General features: G+C 46.4%; 18 protein-coding genes. 9 read left to right on the top strand and 9 right to left on the bottom strand.

The window, feature by feature from the left end; all coding sequences use genetic code 11:
• Positions 1-30: 30 nt before the first annotated feature.
• The gene (locus tag J7E26_RS08505) at positions 31-1,410 is read right to left on the bottom strand and encodes an alkaline phosphatase PhoA (protein WP_214800671.1); all 1,380 of its coding nucleotides are present in this window, start codon (positions 1,408-1,410) and stop codon (positions 31-33) included.
• A 460-nt stretch (positions 1,411-1,870) separates the two neighbouring features.
• On the opposite strand from J7E26_RS08505, the gene J7E26_RS08500 reads away from it, so the two are divergent.
• Positions 1,871-2,704: a C40 family peptidase gene (locus tag J7E26_RS08500; protein ID WP_214800672.1), complete on the top strand. Its 834-nt coding sequence runs from the start codon at positions 1,871-1,873 to the stop codon at positions 2,702-2,704.
• A 68-nt stretch (positions 2,705-2,772) separates the two neighbouring features.
• Here the strand turns inward: J7E26_RS08500 and J7E26_RS08495 are convergent, their stop codons facing one another.
• Positions 2,773-3,648 carry a transcriptional regulator CitR gene (locus J7E26_RS08495; RefSeq protein ID WP_214800673.1) on the bottom strand — a complete coding sequence of 292 codons (876 nt, stop codon included), beginning with the start codon at positions 3,646-3,648 and terminating at the stop codon, positions 2,773-2,775.
• A gap of 109 nt (positions 3,649-3,757) precedes the next feature.
• Here J7E26_RS08495 and J7E26_RS08490 point away from each other — a divergent pair, with 109 nt between their 5' ends.
• The 4 genes from J7E26_RS08490 to J7E26_RS08475 all read left to right on the top strand — a co-directional run bounded on the left by J7E26_RS08490 (position 3,758) and on the right by J7E26_RS08475 (position 9,050).
• Positions 3,758-4,861, top strand: coding sequence for a citrate synthase/methylcitrate synthase (locus J7E26_RS08490; protein WP_214800674.1), 1,104 nt, complete (start codon positions 3,758-3,760; stop codon positions 4,859-4,861).
• A gap of 78 nt (positions 4,862-4,939) precedes the next feature.
• Positions 4,940-5,809 carry an SDR family oxidoreductase gene (locus J7E26_RS08485; RefSeq protein WP_214800675.1) on the top strand — a complete coding sequence of 290 codons (870 nt, stop codon included), beginning with the start codon at positions 4,940-4,942 and terminating at the stop codon, positions 5,807-5,809.
• Between the two features lie 366 nt (positions 5,810-6,175).
• On the top strand, positions 6,176-7,579 hold the full coding sequence (gene bcaP / locus J7E26_RS08480) for a branched-chain amino acid transporter BcaP (protein ID WP_214800676.1): 1,404 nt from the start codon (positions 6,176-6,178) through the stop codon (positions 7,577-7,579).
• A 115-nt stretch (positions 7,580-7,694) separates the two neighbouring features.
• A complete protein-coding gene (locus J7E26_RS08475; protein WP_214800677.1) occupies positions 7,695-9,050 on the top strand; it encodes a sodium-dependent transporter in 1,356 nt (451 codons plus the stop codon).
• 81 nt (positions 9,051-9,131) lie between these two features.
• Here J7E26_RS08475 and J7E26_RS08470 read toward each other — a convergent pair whose 3' ends face one another.
• From J7E26_RS08470 to sigM, 3 genes are read right to left on the bottom strand one after another with little or no spacing between them, the layout of a single operon-like run.
• A complete protein-coding gene (locus J7E26_RS08470; RefSeq protein WP_003155315.1) occupies positions 9,132-9,422 on the bottom strand; it encodes an anti-sigma-M factor in 291 nt (96 codons plus the stop codon).
• A complete protein-coding gene (locus tag J7E26_RS08465; protein ID WP_214800678.1) occupies positions 9,410-10,486 on the bottom strand; it encodes an anti-sigma factor in 1,077 nt (358 codons plus the stop codon). Before J7E26_RS08465 ends, J7E26_RS08470 begins: the two co-directional genes overlap by 13 nt.
• Entirely contained in the window at positions 10,476-10,967 is a 492-nt protein-coding gene (sigM, locus tag J7E26_RS08460) for an RNA polymerase sigma factor SigM (RefSeq protein WP_003155312.1), read from the bottom strand. Before sigM ends, J7E26_RS08465 begins: the two co-directional genes overlap by 11 nt.
• Before the next feature lie 238 nt (positions 10,968-11,205).
• Here sigM and J7E26_RS08455 point away from each other — a divergent pair, with 238 nt between their 5' ends.
• Positions 11,206-11,805 carry a lysophospholipid acyltransferase family protein gene (locus J7E26_RS08455; protein WP_214800679.1) on the top strand — a complete coding sequence of 200 codons (600 nt, stop codon included), beginning with the start codon at positions 11,206-11,208 and terminating at the stop codon, positions 11,803-11,805.
• 53 nt (positions 11,806-11,858) lie between these two features.
• Here the strand turns inward: J7E26_RS08455 and J7E26_RS08450 are convergent, their stop codons facing one another.
• The gene (locus J7E26_RS08450; RefSeq protein ID WP_214800680.1) at positions 11,859-13,193 is read right to left on the bottom strand and encodes a hemolysin family protein; all 1,335 of its coding nucleotides are present in this window, start codon (positions 13,191-13,193) and stop codon (positions 11,859-11,861) included.
• A gap of 61 nt (positions 13,194-13,254) precedes the next feature.
• Positions 13,255-13,680, bottom strand: a complete 426-nt coding sequence (gene cueR, locus J7E26_RS08445; RefSeq protein WP_214800681.1) for a Cu(I)-responsive transcriptional regulator — start codon at positions 13,678-13,680, stop codon at positions 13,255-13,257.
• Between the two features lie 198 nt (positions 13,681-13,878).
• Here cueR and J7E26_RS08440 point away from each other — a divergent pair, with 198 nt between their 5' ends.
• The 3 genes from J7E26_RS08440 to J7E26_RS08430 all read left to right on the top strand — a co-directional run bounded on the left by J7E26_RS08440 (position 13,879) and on the right by J7E26_RS08430 (position 17,965).
• Entirely contained in the window at positions 13,879-15,063 is a 1,185-nt protein-coding gene (locus J7E26_RS08440; protein ID WP_214800682.1) for a pyridoxal phosphate-dependent aminotransferase, read from the top strand.
• A gap of 32 nt (positions 15,064-15,095) precedes the next feature.
• A complete protein-coding gene (locus J7E26_RS08435) occupies positions 15,096-16,340 on the top strand; it encodes a beta-ketoacyl synthase N-terminal-like domain-containing protein (RefSeq protein WP_214800683.1) in 1,245 nt (414 codons plus the stop codon).
• Between the two features lie 236 nt (positions 16,341-16,576).
• Entirely contained in the window at positions 16,577-17,965 is a 1,389-nt protein-coding gene (locus J7E26_RS08430) for a hemolysin family protein (RefSeq protein WP_214800684.1), read from the top strand.
• A 14-nt stretch (positions 17,966-17,979) separates the two neighbouring features.
• Here J7E26_RS08430 and crcB read toward each other — a convergent pair whose 3' ends face one another.
• Both crcB and J7E26_RS08420 read right to left on the bottom strand, forming a co-directional pair.
• The gene (gene crcB, locus J7E26_RS08425) at positions 17,980-18,339 is read right to left on the bottom strand and encodes a fluoride efflux transporter CrcB (RefSeq protein ID WP_214800685.1); all 360 of its coding nucleotides are present in this window, start codon (positions 18,337-18,339) and stop codon (positions 17,980-17,982) included.
• On the bottom strand, positions 18,336-18,731 hold the full coding sequence (locus tag J7E26_RS08420) for a fluoride efflux transporter FluC (RefSeq protein ID WP_214800686.1): 396 nt from the start codon (positions 18,729-18,731) through the stop codon (positions 18,336-18,338). Before J7E26_RS08420 ends, crcB begins: the two co-directional genes overlap by 4 nt.
• Between the last annotated feature and the right edge of the window lies 1 nt (position 18,732).

Below are 18,732 nucleotides of genomic sequence, written 5' to 3'. Positions count from 1 at the left end.
AAAGGATGCAGGGAAACCCGCATCCTTTTTTTATTTGCCGTTTTTTAAGATGTTAAATATGTTTTTCGCCTGATCCGTGTTGTTCAGAAGGCCGGTAAATGCTTCTTTTCCGGGGCCGTATGCGTAAACAGGCACTTCTTCCCCGGTATGGTCGCCGCTTGTCCAGCCGCTGTTGGTTTTCGTATTAAAGAGCTTAATGATCGCTTTGTAGGCGCCTTTATCAGGATCCTGCTTCGCCGCCGTTTCGATCTGCTGGATTTCATCCTTTGACCATTTCAGCTTGGTATACTTAGTGAGCACCGAAGAGACTGATTTTCCGGCTTTGATTTGATCAGCCATAAATGCCGGTGTCTTTTTCGCAGCCAAAATCGGTTCAACATGCCAATTTTTCTCGCCGTTCGCTCCAACGGTAAATCCGCCTGTCGTGTGGTCTGCCGTTGCGATGACAAGGGTGTGCTTGTCATTTTTGGCAAACGCGATAGCTGCTTTATATGCTTTTTCGAAATCCTTCATTTCGCTCATCGCTCCGACAACATCATTGTCATGTCCGGCCCAGTCAATCTGGCTGCCTTCCACCATTAAGAAAAATCCTTTTTTGTTCGTGTTCAGCCTGTCGATAGCTGAATTTGTCATATCTTCTAATGAAGGCGTCTCGCTCGTACGGTCTAAAGCTTTGTCGAGTCCGCCGTCGGCAAACAGGCCGAGAATCTTCTTATTGCGGTCTTTTTTCAGCTCTTGTTTTGAGGTGACATAGCTGAAACCCGCTTTTTTGAAGTCCTTTGTCACATTGCGTTCTTTCCGGATGAAATTTGTTTTTCCGCCGCCGAGCAATACATCCACTTTCGGTTTTCCGTTGATTTGATCATCAATATAACTGCTTGCGATTTCATTCATGTTTTTTCTTGATTTGTTATGAGCTCCGAATGCAGCCGGAGTGGCGTGGGCAATTTCTGACGTTGCCACAAGACCTGTGGATTTGCCCTGCTGTTTCGCTTCCTCAAGGACTGATTTGACGCGCTGTCCTTTTTTATTCATGCCGATGGCAGCGTTGTAGGTTTTCACGCCTGTGGCCATTGCCGTTCCGGCTGCCGCAGAATCGGTGATGCTGGAATCAGGATCGTCAGGATAAGTCATCATCATGCCGGTGAGATTTGGGTCAAATGCCGTCAGCTTCATGCCGTCCGCCGGTTTGCCTTTGTTGATGACCGAACGGTAGGCGTTCATATATGGTGCGCCCATCCCGTCGCCGATCATGAAGATGACGTTTCTGATTTCGTTTGTGTCTTTTTGTTTTTTAGCAGCTGCCTGCTCTGAATGCTGAAACCCCGCTCCCGCAATCAGGCCCGCTGTCAGCACAGACACGGCTGCCGCCGGCAAAAGCTTTGATTTAACCTGTTTAAATAGACTCATTCTCACTTGTCCTCCTTTAATCATGTTCTGCATGTTTTATGGTAGGGGATGTTTGTAAAGGGCGGCCGTCGATGCTGTAAATTTCAAGTGAAGCATTTGTTAGAAATGTAAATCCCGGTGTGCTGTTATTTTTTCATGCAACAGCGGAAACCATTCATCTTTTATGAAAAATGGCGGGATTTTTTTACAAGGATGAATCTGTTAATGGGAGTTCTTCTTTTTTCCAAAAAAAATAGACCGCAGGAAAAAAACATGACAAAACGGCTCGTTTTTCGTCACGTTTGAAATCAAATTGAAATATTTAATACCCTTAAAAACTTTTTTTGAAAACGAATTAGTAAGAAATTTGTCACGTGAAGTCAAGTCTGTTTCTAGTGGAAATTGACCCTTATAATAGAAAATAGATAAAAACTTGAAAAAAGAGATTATAAAATAGATAGATGAATTTAGGGAGGAAAACATGAAAAAGCAACTTGTTACAGCAACAACAGCAGTGGTTCTGGGGTCTACTTTGTTTGCGGGAGCGGCGTCTGCACAAAGCATTAAGGTAAAAAAAGGCGATACATTATGGGGACTTTCACATCAATACGGAACGTCAATTAATACCATTAAATCAGAAAACAAACTAAAATCGGATATTATTTACATAGGACAAACGTTATCAATTAACGGTAAATCTTCTTCATCCGGCTCAAGTTCAAGCAGCAGTTCATCATCATCTACATATAAAGTAGTGAAAGGCGACAGTCTTTGGAAAATTTCGAATAAATACAGCATGACTGTTAATCAATTAAAAAGCTTAAACGGTTTAAAAACAGACCTTATCCGCATCGGACAGGTTCTTAAAGTAAAAGGGTCAAGCTCCGGTTCGTCAACGGTTTCACCGTCTAAACCATCTAAACCGTCTTCTTCATCAAACGGCAATACTGCTCAAACGAAGCTGAAAGTCAACAAGCTGATTTCTGATGCGCAATCATTGACGGGAACGCCGTATGTATGGGGAGGAACAACGCCGTCCGGCTTTGACTGCAGCGGATTTATCTGGTACTTGCTCAACAAACAGACGAGTGTCGGAAGAACAAGCACTGCGGGATACTGGAGCTCAATGAAAAGCGTTTCAAGCCCGTCACCAGGTGACTTCGTCTTCTTTACAACATATCAGGCAGGCCCGTCTCACATGGGTGTCTACATTGGAAATAACAAGTTCATCCATGCCGGTTCTGACGGTGTTGCGACAAGCGATCTCAATAACAGCTATTGGAAGCCTCGCTACTTGGGCGCGAAAAGATTCTAACAGCTGTGAAAACCCGTTCATCAGAACGGGTTTTTTTTATTAGACGGCGTACGCCCTTATTGGTTTCTCTAAAAGTGAAAATGCGATAAAAAGTCTAAAAAGGTTTTCTTTTTCTCATTTTCATGCAGGGCGATGGCGTATGCTCCGGCTCTCGGCATCTGGGCAAAGTTACATGGGATTTCAATCATCCTGCCTGCCGCGAGTTCAGCTTTTACCGTTGACAGCGGCAGGAACGAGACGCCCAGCCCTTCTTTGATAAATCGCTTTGTAATGTGCGTCTGCGTAACCTTCATCGTCCTGACAAAGGGGAACTGTATTCTGACCTGGCGGAGCAAATCATCCCAGTAATCGGGATGGTTATGGGTGAGCAGCAGGTAGTGTTTGAGCAGATCTTTGGCATCAGCCTCCTTTCCGGTTTTGCGTTTTTGATCAGGGGGCGCGACAAGCACAACGGGGTCATGATACAGAGAACGGCATGTGAGGGAGGCCGATTGCACCCTCAAACAGCTCAAGCCGATATCCGCTGAGCCTGTCTTGATTTGGGCTGCGATTTCCTCAGATTCGTAAATCGTTACGGTCATTTCGGTTTCTTCATTGGCAGCCGTATAACGCTTCATCACAGACGGGAGAATGGTGTCGGCGATAAGCGGCGACACAGCAAGCGTTAAGGTCTGCGAGTAGCCTTGGCGCACCCTGTGCAGCTCTGCCATGCTGTTTTCATAATCCTCAAGCAGCCTCATGGCAAACGGCACATATGCCTTTCCTTCCTCTGTCAATTGTATTTTTCTGCCGCTTCGCTGAAACAGCTTGCAGCTGATTTCTTTCTCTAATAACTTAATGTGAACGGTGACGGTCGGCTGAGATAAAAAAAGCGTTTCCGCCGTTTTTCGGAAATTCTCATATTTTGCCGCGGTCACAAAGGTGTGAAGCCATTTGAAATCCATAAATGCTCTCCTCTGATTAAAAGTTTTAATTAATTCCCTTAAAAATATTCATTATTTTTTAAATATTATATCTACTATAATAACAGAAAGAGGATGAGGGGGAATCACATTGATACATCATGGATTAAAAGGGATTACTTGCGCAGAAACGGCAATCAGCCACATTGACGGAGAAAAGGGGCATTTAATATATCGCGGATATGACGCGAAGGATATTGCGCTGCAATCCAGCTTTGAAGAAGCAGCGTATCTCATTTTATACGGAACGCTTCCGGATGCGCGCGAATTACTGGACTTTCAGGAGAAGCTGACGGCAGAACGCACGCTGCCGAAGCGTATCATCGATTTACTGGAAACACTTCCTAACCATATGGACGACATGGCGGTGCTGAGGACTGCCATTTCAGCATTAGGCACAGATTCTTTTGCGTATCCGCCCCGGCCGGAAGAAGCCATCCGGCTGATTGCGGCCACACCGACAATCATCGCTTACAGAAACAGGCGGATAAAAGGAGAAGAAGCGATAGCGCCGAACTCTCAATACGGACATGTGGAAAATTATTTATACATGCTGACTGGCAAACGGCCGGCAGAAGCTCAGAAAAAGGCGCTTGAGACGTATATGATATTGGCGATGGAGCACGGCATGAATGCGTCTACTTTTTCAGCGAGAGTCACCGTCTCCACTGAATCCGACTTGGTATCCGCGGTAACTTCCGCGCTCGGCACGATGAAAGGGCCGCTGCACGGAGGAGCGCCTTCAGGTGTAACGAAAATGCTTGAGGATATCGGAGAAAAAGAGAATGCAGAAGCGTATTTGACAGCCAAGCTGGAGCGGGGGGAGCGTCTCATGGGCTTCGGCCACAGAGTATATAAAACAAAAGACCCGCGTGCGGAAGCGCTGCGCATAAAGGCTGAAGAGGTGGCTGGGAATGACAGATCGCTCGATTTGGCGCTGCATGTGGAACAGGAAGCCGTCCGCTTATTGGAAAAGTATAAGCCGGGCCGCAAACTGTACACCAATGTAGAATTTTACGCCGCTGCGGTGATGAAGGCGATTCGTTTTGATGACGCTTTATTTACCCCGACATTTTCGGCGAGCCGTATGGCCGGCTGGTGCGCCCATGTGCTTGAACAGGCCTCAAACAACATGATTTTCAGACCGTCTGCAAAATATACCGGCTCATTTCCCAAAGCGGCCCAGCAGCTGTAATCAGGGGCATATTTGTCTGTTTAACTCCTCACATGGCGTGGTATCGTTCATTAACACCATTTGCAGGAGAGTGAGAAAATGAATCCGATGGACAGACAAAAGGAAGGACAAAAACCGCAGGGACAGGACCGCCAGCCGGGCACTGAGTCGAAAATGGACCCGAAGCCGTTATTGGAGGACCAGGATTATAAAGGCTCCGGAAAATTAAAAGGCAAAGTCGCTCTTATCACAGGAGGGGACAGCGGCATCGGCGCAGCCGCTGCGATCGCTTATGCGAAAGAGGGAGCAAACCTTGCCATCCTGTATCTCGACGAGCATTCCGATGCTGAGAGAACGAAGAAGCGGGCAGAAGAAGAGCAGGCTGAGTGCCTGCTAATTCCGGGAGACGTCGGTGATGAGTCGCATTGCCAAAAGGCAGTCCGGCAAGTCATAGATCATTATGGGAAAATTGATATTTTAGTGAACAACGCGGCTGAACAGCATCCGCAAAACGGAATACTCGATATCACGACAGAGCAGCTGGAGAAGACGTTCAGGACGAACATGTTTTCAATGTTCCATATGACAAAAGCCGTACTGCCGCATTTGCAAAAAGGGAGCGCCATAATTAACACAACCTCTATTACCGCTTATCAAGGAGATACTTCATTGATAGATTATTCCTGTACGAAAGGCGGAATCGTTTCCTTTACGCGTTCTATGGCAATGTCTTTAGCTGATCAGGGAATCAGAGTGAACGCGGTGGCGCCGGGCCCGATCTGGACCGCGCTGATTCCGGCCACGTTTACAAAAGAAAAGGTGGAAAAGCACGGCTTGGACACGCCGATGGGAAGGCCGGGACAGCCTGCAGAACACGCAGGAGCATATGTGCTCTTGGCCTCAGACGAATCCTCTTATATGACGGGGCAGACCATCCATGTCAACGGAGGACGGTTTATTTCAACTTGATCACTTGTAAGAAACATCCCGCATTCTCTCAGAGTGCGGGATGTTTTATTGTTTGAAAGGTAAGATACATATAATTTGGAAATTGGTAATTGTCAGTTAAATAATAATCTCCCTCCGTCTGACAAAACCCCGTCAACCTTATGATCATGATATAGGGGTTTATTATGGTAATTTGAATGATGATGTATAAAATATAGAATTTTCAAAAAAGTTGTTTTCATTTTTTTATTTTTAGATATAATATGATGTAGGAGAAAGGGATGATGGGCAGCGATATTTACAGCAAAAAAATAAGAATTTAGTCATTATTAGCATTGTTATCTGAATATTCTAACTTATGAGATTTATATAATGGGAGTGAAGAAGATGAAGGGGAGCGTATTTAGAAAGAAAAGCATTCAGGATCTGCTTGCCGCAACGAACGGGGAGAAGTCGCTGAAAAGGGAATTGGGCGCCTTTGATTTAACGCTGCTCGGAATAGGAGCCATTATCGGGACAGGAATATTTGTTTTAACGGGAACAGGCGCCGTGACGGCGGGGCCCGGGCTGACTGTTTCGTTTGTCGTGGCCGCCCTCGCATGTTTATTTGCGGCTCTGTCGTATGCTGAATTTGCTTCAAGCGTACCGGTTTCGGGTTCCGTTTACACATTTACGTATGCCACATTGGGCGAACTTCTCGCCTTTATTATCGGCTGGGATTTAATTTTGGAATATATGCTTGCCGTCAGTGCGGTTTCAGTCGGCTGGTCCGGTTATTTTCAATCATTTTTAGCGGGCTTCGGCATCCATCTGCCGGCCGCGTTAACCGCAGCCCCGGGGTCTGTTAAGGGTACGGTTACGTTTTTTAATCTTCCCGCCTTTGTCATCGTGCTTGCCATTACATTCCTTCTCTATTTAGGCATTAAGGAATCAAAACGGGTCAATAATATCATGGTTATTCTGAAAATTCTGGTTGTTCTGCTGTTTATTGCCGTGGCAGCTGTGTATGTCAAGCCGCATAACTGGCAGCCGTTTATGCCGATGGGATTTGGCGGAGTTTTCAGCGCAGCAGCGCTCGTCTTTTTCTCCTTCATCGGTTTTGATGCCGTGTCATCTGCTGCTGAAGAAACGAAAAACCCGGCAAAGGACTTGCCTAAAGGTATTATTTATTCATTATTGGTCTGCACGGTTTTGTACGTGACGGTATCGGCGATTATGACCGGCGTTGTGCCGTTTGCCCGATTTGAAGGCGTCGATCACCCTGTATCTCTTGTTCTGCAAATGGCCGGCCAAAACTGGGTGGCGGGCATTATTGATATCGGCGCCGTTTTAGGAATGACAACAGTCATGCTCGTCATGCTGTACGGCCAGACCAGGGTGATGTTCGCTATGTCCCGTGACGGGTTAGTGCCGGGGGTGCTTTCAAAAGTTCACGCTAAGCATAAAACGCCTCACGTGGTCACATGGGTTTTCGGCATCCTGTCCGCCTTACTCGGCTCACTCGTTCCGCTTGACGAACTTGCAAAGCTTGTGAACATCGGAACGCTCGCTGCGTTTGTCCTGATTTCCGTAGCGGTGATCGTGCTGAGAAAGAAACAGCCGGATCTGCCGAGAGCTTTTAAATGTCCGGGAGTTCCGTTTATTCCGGCATTGGCGATTCTGTTCTGCCTGTTTTTGATTCTGAATCTTGGCTGGACCACCATTTTTCGTTTCTTTATTTGGCTGATCATCGGCCTGCTGATTTACTTCTTATATTCCAGAAAGCATTCCAAATTAAATGAGAAGCTATAACGGGAAGCGGCCCTTGCCGCTTTTTTTATTTTCAGAACAATAAAACATATCAAAATAGGCTTAAGTTATGGAAGCGAATAAGGGATAATATAGGGCGGAAGGGAAGTGGAAAGTCGTGTCTGACCAAAAAAAGGTTCAATGGGCCTCAAAAATAGGATTTATTATGGCCGCTGCGGGTTCGGCCATCGGCCTTGGAGCCATTTGGAAGTTCCCTTACGTAGCGGGAACGAATGGAGGAGGCGCTTTTTTTCTCGTGTTTGTCCTCTTTACCGTTCTTCTCGGTTATCCGCTTCTGCTCGGTGAATTTATATTCGGAAGGCGGAGCCAGACAAACGCGATAGATGCCTACAAAAAAGCGGCGCCGAAATCGGTTTGGTATCTCACGGGTTATGTAGGTGTGGCGGCCTGTTTTTTAGTCTTATCTTTTTACAGTGTCGTCGGCGGATGGATTTTGCTTTATACGGTGAAAGCCGTTTCCGGTTCTTTATCAGGACTCACTCAGGAACAGTACGGTTCGATGTTTGGCGCAGTCATTGAAAATCCGCTTCAGACGCTCGCGGCGCAGCTGCTGTTTATGATCATGACGGTAGCTGTCGTCGCAAAAGGCGTACAAAAAGGGATAGAGCGTGTCAGCGCGGTATTAATGCCGATTTTATTCGTGCTGTTTATTTTGCTTGTGCTGCGTTCGCTCACTCTTGATCATGCCGTCGAAGGGGTTAAATTTTTATTGGTTCCCCATTTTGAAGACCTTACGCCGAAATCCATCTTATATGCATTGGGACAGGCGTTTTTCACATTAACACTCGGGGTGTCGGTCATGGTGACGTACAGCTCTTATCTTCCGAAATCACAAAATCTGCCCGGTTCGGCCGGTTCGATCGTTGTCATGAATGTACTTGTCACGCTTTTTGCGGGACTGGCGATTTTTCCGGCGGTGTTTTCGTTTGGATTAAAGCCGGATGAAGGACCTACGCTGCTGTTTACCGTGCTTCCGGCTGTATTTGATCAGCTGCCCTTCGGCACGCTGTTTTTCATCGGTTTTCTCGCGGTCTTTTTCTTTGCTGCACTGACCTCGGCTTTCTCTATGGTGGAAATTATCGTGGCGACAGTCGGGAAAGGCGATGAAACGAAAAGAAAGAAACTGTCTTGGACAAGCGGTCTGCTCATTTTTTTAGTCGGCATTCCGTCTTGCTTATCGTATGGTGTTCTTGCCGATGTACATGTCTTTGGCAAAACCTTTTTTGATCTGGCGGATTTCACCGTCAGTAATGTGCTTATTCCGCTGGGCGCTTTATTGATTTCAATCTTTATTCCGCTGAAAATACCGAAGCAGGCGCTTTTTGCCGAGATGAAAAGCGGGTCTTCCATCGGTTATGCTTTCTTTCAGCTCTGGTATTTCCTGTTGCGGTATCTCGTGCCGCTGGCTATCATAATCGTATTGTTAAATTTAATCGGAGTTCTTTCATTTTAGAAAAAACAGGCCCTTTCAGGGGGCTTGTTTTTTGATTATCAGCAAAAACGCCCAAGACGGGAAAGTCTTGGGCGCTTCTTTTTAAAAACCAAACTGTAAATTCGTATCCACCGCAACAATTGTATACACACAGACTATAACGAAAAGATTAAGGATGACACCGAGCAGGCCTGGACCCGTCCTGCCTTTTTTAATAAACAGCTCAATGATGCCAAAGGGCACGGCCGCCATCGCAAACGGCAGCATCTGATAAGAATAAAAGGTCACATTGCTGATAATTGCCACATTCAGCAGCAGCAGGGACAAGATCGCGGTCCCGACTGATATCCAGCCGAAAACATTATGTTCTTTAAAGATTCTTACCAATTCCATAATTCCACCTCACCGATGTTTGCTGCTTTTACTGCTTTATTTTTCAGCAGACGTTCGATTTCTTTTGTCGGCCCCGTGATAACAGACCCGTATACATTCATTCCGTGCCGGTCTACATAATTGATTCTGTTGTCCAGGTTCATATCTTTACGTTTAGAAATGACATGCACCCATTTTTTATGACGGGACATATATTCAAGTGCGTTGATAAATTGTTCGCGGTCAGTCTGTCCTTGCGTTTCAAAAGAGGAAAGCATTTTTGAATCTTTCCCGGGAAATCCTAACGGTTCGGCATAAGGACTGTCTTTCAGATTTTTTTCCGTGTCGACCGCATTCCATAAAAACTTCACATCATAGTTTTTAAATCGTGAATAGATTTCAGTTGATGGATAGGCGCGATCGTAAGAAAGATAAACCTCGGCGACGCTTCCTTCAGGCAATTTCTTTAAGGTTTGACCGGCTTTGTCAACCGTCCGCTCCTTTAATCCGGAGGGATGCGCAAAATAATGGTTTGCCTGGCTGACATCTAAATCATAATAGTTGACAGCAGGCGGCTTGACCGTATCCAAAAACATCTCCACCCGTTCTCCGCCTACTGATTTTGTTTTTGTGCCAATCTGTTTTTGAAGCGGAAATTCTGTATTCATTCCAAACAGCTTCACCTGGCTTTTTAAGCCCGACGTATCAACGAGGACGTTCGGCATTGTGATCGCCACTGTCACTGCCGCGGTTTCCATTAATTGATTTCCGGTGCTTTCTTTTCCTCCGAGCCCGTAGTAGAGGTAGCTTCCCAATGTGCAAAGCGGCAAAATCATCAATGTAGAAATGACGGCGAGAACGGAAATCCGCAAATATGATTTGCGCTTTCCGTATGATAAAATGGCCCGCTGTTTTTCCGGGCTGATACTGACGTCCCATTGCCGGTCGTCCTGCATTTCGCTTTCAATCAATTCCTGATAGACTTCAAGCTTTTCCAGCTCTTCTTCAAAGGCGGCCATCTCCTGGTCGCTCATTTCCCCATTTTTATATTGGTAAAATCGCTTCTTAAATTCTTCATTCATCATTAACACCTCTATTATAAAGTGCTTTCAGCCGCTGTCTGGCACGAAATAAAACACTTTTAAAATTAGCCTCTGAAATATTCATAATATGGGATGCTTCTTTGTAATTCAGTTCTTTTAAATAATACAATGTTAAGGCCTCCCGATAATTGTCGGGGAGTTCGGACATATACCCTGTCAGCACTTCCTTGATTTCAATTTGATGAGCCGGGCTTTGAACAGCCGTCTGAAAAAGGCTCCCAATTAAGTCATCGGAAATGGTCACTTCCTTTTTATGTTTTCTGACATAATCTATAAACGCATTTCTCGCCACTTGAAAAAGCCATGGCTTTACTTTGCTGTGGTCATAGGAGTGAATGTGTATGTATGCCCTCATAAAGGTTTCCTGCAGCAAATCCTCAGCGAGATGCTTGTCTTTTGTCATGGAGAGCAGGAACCGGTAAACATCATTCATATACATTTGGTAAATTTCATCGATCGTCACTGCCTTTTCTCCCCTCTATGTTATACACGCATAAGAAAGGTTTAAAGTTGCACGTTCCATGCAAACGGCTTAATTTCATTTTCACCTAATCAAACACCATTTCTATATAGTACCCAAAATCCGCCACAAAAGATAGAGAATGATTAAGGAAAAATATATTTATTAGTACCAGGTAATAATAAATATTGTTATAATAGAGTCAGAATACATTTGATCATTACAACAAAGGAAGTGCGTTATGTATAGTTTTTGTGCAAATGCCCTTAAAGGCATTCTCTCCCTGCGCGGAGGAATTAAAGTGTACAATAAAGAAAATCTTCCGTCTGATACAGGTTTCGTTATTGCGTGCACACACTCAGGCTGGGTGGATGTGATCACCCTTGGTGTCGGGATATTGCCTCAGCAGATTCATTATATGGCAAAAAAAGAGCTGTTTCAGAAAAAGGGGATCGGAACGTTTTTAAAGAAAGTTAATGCCTTTCCGGTTGACCGGGAGAATCCTGGGCCAAGCAGCATTAAGACGCCGATTAAGCTCTTAAAAGAAGGAAAGATAGTCGGGATTTTCCCGAGCGGTACGAGAACATCTGAAGACGTTCCGCTGAAAAGAGGGGCCGTGACCATTGCGCAAATGGGGAAAGCGCCGCTCGTTCCGGCAGCTTACAAAGGGCCTTCTACAGGAAAAGAGCTGTTTAAAAAAGGGAAGATGAAGCTTATCATCGGGGAACCGCTTTTCCAGGAGGACTTCGCCGATTATGCGCCGAAGGAAAGGCTGGCAGCCATGACAGAAGAGCTGAACAGCAGAATAAAAGAGCTTGAGAAAAAACTTGAACAGATGTAACAGAATTAAAAAAGCTTGCCGTTCGCATAGACGGCAAGCTTTTTTTGTGAGGATTACGCCTCTTTTTGTTCGGCGGTTTCTAACAGTTCGTCAAACGCCAGCTTCTTTACTTCGATATAAGCGACATGGTGGCCGTCAATTTCATTAATAATAAATTCACAGCCTTCTTCAATAATGGAATCATGCTGCTGCACGTCGTATTTCTGGGTAAGGAACCAGCCGCCGATTGTGTCGACCTCGTCATTTTCTAAATGAATGCCGAGCAAGTCGTTCACTTGGTCAATCAGGACTTTTCCATCAAGCATATAATGGCCGTCCCCGAGTTTGCGGATCTCGTTGATTTCATCAATATCAAATTCGTCCCGGATTTCCCCGACGATTTCTTCGATAATATCTTCAACGGTCACAAGCCCTGCGGTTCCGCCGTATTCGTCTGACAGAATCGCCATATGAACCCGTTCTTTCTGCATTTTTACAAGCAGGTCGTGAATGGGCGCAGATTCAATCACATGGATGATCGGATTTACAAAGGCGGTAATCGGCGAGTCAACTGATACTTCGCCGCTGATGCAGGCGGTCAGCACTTCCTTAATATTGATGACGCCGATAATATTGTCTTTGTCGCCCTCTTCGACAGGGTAGCGTGTATATTTTTCAATCTGAATGATATCCATCATTTCAGAGATTTTGATATCGTGCGGCAGACTGACGATTTCCGTTCTCGGAATCATAATTTCTTTAGCGAGTCTGTCGTCAAATTCAAAGATTTTATTCACATATTTAAATTCAGACTGGTTGATTTCCCCGCTTTTATAGCTTTCTGATAAAATGATGCGCAGCTCTTCTTCCGAATGGGCAAGCTCATTTTCAGAAACCGTCTCCAAACCGAACATCTTTGTCAGAAGACGGGCGGAGTTGTTCAAAAGCCAAATAAACGGGAACATGATGCGGTAAAACCAAATGAGCGGTTTCGAAAACAGCATCGAAACGGCTTCCGCTTTTTGGATGGCGACTGTTTTCGGCGCCAATTCCCCTACGACCACATGTAAAAATGTAATGATGGCGTAGGCCAGAATGAATGAAATAACATGCGATAGTGAGTTTGGTACGTTTAATTTTGTGAAAAGCGGATGAAGCATGCGTTCAATCGTTGATTCGCCTAAGACACCCAGACCAATCGAAGTCAATGTAATGCCGAGCTGGCACGCCGATAAGTACTCATCCAAATGCGTGGTCACTTTTTTTACACCGATTGCGGCTTTATTTCCTTCTGCTATAAGCTGGTCAACCCGTGAGCCTCTGATTCTGATTATCGCAAACTCAGATGCTACGAAAAATGCCGTCAGCGCGATTAAAACCGCGACTAAAATCAAATTCACAATGTCCAATTAGAACCTTCACTCCTTTTGGGAAAATGAAGGTAACACCTCCTGTTAATAAGATAATGGTTTAACTTAACAGCAGCATAAATGATTGAAGCACTGCAAGCTTTTCGGGAGTAAGCCTTTTTTTCAGCTGGGCACGCTCCTCAGGTTCAAGCTTTTCAAACCGATGCAAGATCCCGGAGATGTTTTGATTCATGTCATCAATTTCCGTTGCCAAATTTCCAATATCATCAGTCAAAGCTGAAGAGGGAAACTGGTTCTCCAGTTGATCTTTTATATCAGACAGGGCCAATCGCTGCTTTTTACAAGCGACAATAAACATTAGTCGTTTAAGTGCAAGTGTATCGTAGTAACGATAGTTCGAACAAGACCTGGCCGGCGTTAACAGACCAAGATTTGTGTAGTAATCCACCGTCCGCTTCGTTACTCCGGCAAGAGCCGCTAATTCACTGATGCGATAAGTCTCAGCCCCATCTAAATCCCTCCCCAACCATCACGTTATAGTTATGAGAATAGTTTAATATATGAAGAGGAGTTGCACAAGTTTATTGTTTTCCAGTGCTGTCGTTCTAATTGGCAGTGAAGGCTTTAGGAAAAAGCGTTGACTGAATCATGCAAATCTTCCATAATCATTGTAAATAGAGAGCGGTTTGGCGAAGGAAGACGAGCAAACGCGCAGAAGGGACAGATGAAAGTGGCCGGTTTATCAAAAGAAGTTACAGAGAATTTACAGAAAGGATCATGGATTCGCAGGCTGTTTGATGAAGGCGCGCGGCTGAAGAAGGAATACGGCGCTGATAAGGTATTCGATTTTTCAATCGGAAATCCCGTCACCGAGCCGCCTGAGGCATTTAAAAAGGCGCTGCGTGAAACGGCTGAAGCGGGAAGGCACGGATACATACAAAATCAAGGGCTTCCGGAAGCGAGAGAAAAGGTAGCGCGCTTCTTATCAAAACGGTTTGAGGCAGACATTTCTTCCAAGCATGTCGTGATGACAGTCGGAGCCGGCGGGGCGCTGAATGTCGCGCTGAAGAGCATTTTGAATCCGGGCGAAGAAGTGATACTGTTAGCGCCTTATTTTGCGGAATATAAAGCGTATGTTGAAAATTACCGCGGAAAACCCGTTATTTGCCCGCTTACTGACACATTTGAGATTGATATTGAAGCAGTAAGGAAAGCGATCACTCCCCAGACGAAGGGGTTGATTTTAAATACGCCGCACAACCCGACGGGGACGGTTTTAAGCCAAAACAACATAAATGAATTGGGCGCCTTATTAAAAGAAGCGGAGGAGAAACACGGCCAAAGCATTTATATCCTGTTTGATGAACCGTACAGCCAGCTGATCTACGGGGAAGAGCAGGCGAATCCGTTCCAAGCGTATCACCGCGTCATTTTAGTCAGTTCTTTCAGTAAAGATCTCGGGATCGCGGGGGAGCGGCTTGGGTATATCGGTTTGGACGGCCAAATGCCTGAACGTGATCTTCTGACGGATGCTTTCGTTTATTGCAATCGGACGCTCGGATTTGTGAATGCGCCTGTCATGATGCAGCGCACCGTGGCTGAAATGGATGATCTGACGATAGATGCGGCTCCTTACCGGAAGCGGAGAGACCTTATCGTTGACATCCTGACAGAAGCAGGTTTCGATTTTGAAATGCCGACAGGAGGCTTCTTCGTTTTTCCTAAATCACCGATTGAAGACGAGGTCGAGTTTTGCAGGCATGCCGCACAGAAATATAAATTATTAATCGTGCCGGGCAGCGGATTCGGAAGGAGCGGCTACTTCCGGTTATCATTCAGCGTGTCTTTAGAACAAATCCAAAATTCGCGGGAGATTTTTGCCGCTTTGTATCAAGATTTCGTTTCATAGCTTCCAATATATAAAGACGGGAGAACAGTCTAATGTCTATGAGAAATGATGGGATGTCTGAAATGAAAATCACCGGAATCGGCGTATTAACGGCAGTCGGACAAGGCAAGGACGCATTCCTTGAGGCTCTAATGGAGGGCCGTCACGCGTTTGATGTCATGAAGCGCCCGGGACGGCAGAAAGGCACTTCGTTTATCGGCGCGGAGCTGAAAGATTTGACGCCTCCTGACGCGCTCTCCAAACGTTTGTACCGAAGAGCTTCATTGTCCGGAAGGGCCGCGCTTATCGCTTTAGATGAGGCATGGCAGGATGCTGCATTAGACGGAGCCGACCCGAGCCGAACCGGCTTAATCATCGGCGGCTCCAATGTTCAGCAGCGTGAACTGGTGCAAGCCTTCGAAAAAAACAGCGAGTCGCCGCAATTTGTGAATCCGACGTACGGGCTCTCTTTTATGGATAGTGATTTGTCCGGGCTCTGCACAGAGCAATTCGGGATAAAAGGGCCCGCCTTTACGGTAGGCGGCGCGTCTGCGAGCGGTCAGGCGGCCGTCATTCAGGCTGCCCAAGCGATCAATGGCGGCCTGTTTGACCGCTGCATTGTCATCGGGGCGTTAACAGACCTGTCGTATATGGAATGTCAGGCGCTGCGCTCATTAGGGGCTATGGGTTCTGACAAATATGCCGACTGCCCTGAGGCAGCCTGCCGCCCGTTTGACCGGCATACAGACGGTTTTATTTACGGAGAAGCATGCGGGGCGATTGTGCTGGAACGGGCTGAGTCCGCGGACAAGCGGGGCGCGCGCTCATGGGCCGGGCTGAAGGGCTGGGGCATGGCCTCTGACGGCAACCGCAATCCAAACCCCTCTATTGAAGGAGAAATGACGGTGATCCGCGAGGCATTGGATCGGGCGGGGCTTTCGGCGGCAGAGATTGATTACATAAATCCACACGGCACCGGTTCGGCCATTGGTGATAAGACTGAATGCCGCGCACTTTCGGAGAGCGGTTTGTCACACGCGCGAATAAACGCTACAAAATCGATTACGGGACACGGCCTCAGCGCTGCCGGTACGGTGGAAGTCATTGCCTCACTTCTGCAGATGCGGGAATCCATGCTCCATCCTACACGGAACTTAACAGAGCCGATTGACGATACGTTTCATTGGGTGAAAGACAGGCCGAGCGCACATACCGTACACTGCGCATTAAGCCTGAGCATGGGGTTCGGGGGAATCAATACGGCGCTTTGTTTAGAAAATCATTTCCGAAGCAAGTAACAGCAGCCTTTCTGAAGGCTGTTTTTTTCATGATAAATAAATCGAAAAATGAAAAAATAATTCTGGAATGAGTTGTGATACAATAAAATATACAAATTGTAATCATGCTTTGACTTAGGAGGTGGCAGGATGGGGCCCTCTATATAGTCAATCATCCATTTCGTACCTCGAATTCAGGAAAAAATGCTGCAGCCGGGAGGTGACGTCCTTATCCTTTCTAACAGGGATAAGGTGAAATGGACGACATTGACAGTTTGATTTTAATTGCTGTACTCATTGCTTTAACGGCATTTTTCGTCGCGAGTGAGTTTGCGATCGTCAGAGTAAGGAGATCCAGAATCGACCAGCTCATTTCAGAAGGGAACAGACGGGCGGTACTCGCAAAGCGTATCATTACGGACCTTGACGAATACTTATCGGCGTCACAGCTTGGCATTACGCTGACATCCATCGGACTCGGCGTGCTGGGAGAACCTGCTTTTGAACGGATGCTTCATCCCTTGTTTGGGGGCATGGGGCTGCCGGATTCGGCTGAGCATGTCATTTCTTTTGCTGCGGCGTATGCACTGATTACGTTTTTACACGTCGTTATAGGCGAGCTTGCGCCTAAAACGGTTGCCATTCAAAAAGCGGAAAAACTGACTTTATGGATTGCCGGGCCGCTTCGCTTGTTTTACTTGTTGATGTTTCCGTTTATTTGGGTGCTGAACGGCTCCGCCAGGCTTTTGACCGGACTGTTCGGGTTAAAGCCGGTATCTGAGCATGAAGGCTCCCATTCAGAGGAAGAGCTGAGAATACTGCTGTCAGAAAGTTTGAAAAACGGAGAGATTAATCCGTCTGAATATACATTTGTGAATAAAATTTTTGAGTTTGATAACCGGATCGCAAAGGAGATCATGATCCCGAGAAAGGAAATGGCCGCTGTTTCAACTGATATGTCTATACCGGAAATGCTGGATATGATGCTGAAGGACAAATATACGCGCTGGCCTGTAACCGATGGGGACAAAGACAACGTCATCGGCATGGTGAACACGAAGCATCTGTTTTCAGATCTGCTGTTTATGACAGAGGAAGAAAAAGCGGGTTTACCGATAACGCCGTATGTGAGGCCGGTCATTGAAGTGATTGAGACGATTCCCATTGACGACCTGCTGATCAAAATGCAGAGAGAACGGATTCATTTGGCGATTCTGTCTGACGAATACGGGGGAACGTCAGGCCTTGTGACAACCGAAGACATTCTTGAAGAAATCGTCGGTGACATCAGAGATGAATTTGATGAAGATGAACAGCCGCTGATTCAAAAGCTGTCCGAACACCATTACGTATTAGACGGAAAGGTTCGGATTGAGCAGGTGAACCACTTGCTCGGCGCCGCCATTCAGGAAGAAGTCGATACAATCGGCGGGCTCGTGCTGAAAGAAAACATCGATATCACGGCGGGGGAGTCGATACACATCGGCCGGTACACTGCCCGGGTTTTGGAGATGGACGGCCGGTTTATCAAACAAATTGAATTGAAAGAAAAGACAGGCCGCTTGGGCGGGCTGGAGACAAAAAATCACCCGCTGCCTGTGCCTGAGACCGTAATGCTTCAAAACGCAACCTTGAGCGAAAAATAAAGCTCAAGGTTTTTTTATACAGACATGATCATCCAGCCGGCCCAAAACGCCAAAAGGCTTCCGGCTGCCGACACGGCAATGTACAACAGACTCGCCTTTACTCGATTGTTCAGCAGCAGCTGCACGGCCTCAGTGCTGAAAGTGGAAAAGGTGGTAAACGCACCGAAAAAGCCTGTCGCAATGATAATGCTGGCTGAAGGGTTATGCAATCCGATTCCGGTAAACAGCCCGAGACCGAGGGCACCCAGCAGATTGACTGCTGTCATTCCCATTGGAATCGGAAAGCCGCCGGATTTTGCTGTGACCGCTTTTCCCAGTAAAAAGCGAAAGACAGCTCCTATTCCTCCGGCAAGGCACATGCAGAAAATCGTCATGACGTTTTATGCCCCCTTCCTGCTATGCGAAAAGCCAATTGCCGCCCGGCGGCGATGCCGGCGAATGCAAGCGCAAGGCCTGATACCATTGTGACGGCAAAATAAAGAAAAGCATCCTGTGGAGACGATTGCATTAAAAAGACGGTCTCTTTTGAGAATGTTGACATCGTTGTAAATCCCCCGCAAAAACCGGTTCCTAAAAATGCAGATAAGAGAGGGCGCTTGGCCCGAATGATAAAATAACCTGTTATAAGTCCAAGTAAAAGGCTTCCCGCTGCGTTTTCAATCAAAGTAGCCGCCGGAAAGGCGCCGCTGCGGATATGCACATTCATTTCAAAACGGAGCAGAGCCCCCAAAGCGCCTCCGATAAAGATTGCGATGTATTGTTTCATA

This window comes from Bacillus sp. ISL-51, assembly GCF_018613535.1.
Taxonomy (GTDB): Bacteria; Bacillota; Bacilli; order Bacillales; family Bacillaceae; genus Bacillus.
Note: the sequence above shows the minus strand (reverse complement) of the source record. Positions and strands in the feature narration are given on the sequence as shown.

Coding starts and splice junctions, on each gene's coding strand:
- J7E26_RS08505 (WP_214800671.1), bottom strand. CDS start 1,410: ATGAGTCTATTTAAACAGGTTAAATCAAAGCTTTTGCCGGCGGCAGCC.
- J7E26_RS08500 (WP_214800672.1), top strand. CDS start 1,871: ATGAAAAAGCAACTTGTTACAGCAACAACAGCAGTGGTTCTGGGGTCT.
- J7E26_RS08495 (WP_214800673.1), bottom strand. CDS start 3,648: ATGGATTTCAAATGGCTTCACACCTTTGTGACCGCGGCAAAATATGAG.
- J7E26_RS08485 (WP_214800675.1), top strand. CDS start 4,940: ATGAATCCGATGGACAGACAAAAGGAAGGACAAAAACCGCAGGGACAG.
- bcaP (WP_214800676.1), top strand. CDS start 6,176: ATGAAGGGGAGCGTATTTAGAAAGAAAAGCATTCAGGATCTGCTTGCC.
- J7E26_RS08470 (WP_003155315.1), bottom strand. CDS start 9,422: ATGGAATTGGTAAGAATCTTTAAAGAACATAATGTTTTCGGCTGGATA.
- J7E26_RS08465 (WP_214800678.1), bottom strand. CDS start 10,486: ATGATGAATGAAGAATTTAAGAAGCGATTTTACCAATATAAAAATGGG.
- J7E26_RS08455 (WP_214800679.1), top strand. CDS start 11,206: ATGTATAGTTTTTGTGCAAATGCCCTTAAAGGCATTCTCTCCCTGCGC.
- J7E26_RS08440 (WP_214800682.1), top strand. CDS start 13,879: ATGAAAGTGGCCGGTTTATCAAAAGAAGTTACAGAGAATTTACAGAAA.
- J7E26_RS08435 (WP_214800683.1), top strand. CDS start 15,096: ATGTCTATGAGAAATGATGGGATGTCTGAAATGAAAATCACCGGAATC.
- J7E26_RS08430 (WP_214800684.1), top strand. CDS start 16,577: ATGGACGACATTGACAGTTTGATTTTAATTGCTGTACTCATTGCTTTA.
- crcB (WP_214800685.1), bottom strand. CDS start 18,339: ATGACGATTTTCTGCATGTGCCTTGCCGGAGGAATAGGAGCTGTCTTT.
- J7E26_RS08420 (WP_214800686.1), bottom strand. CDS start 18,731: ATGAAACAATACATCGCAATCTTTATCGGAGGCGCTTTGGGGGCTCTG.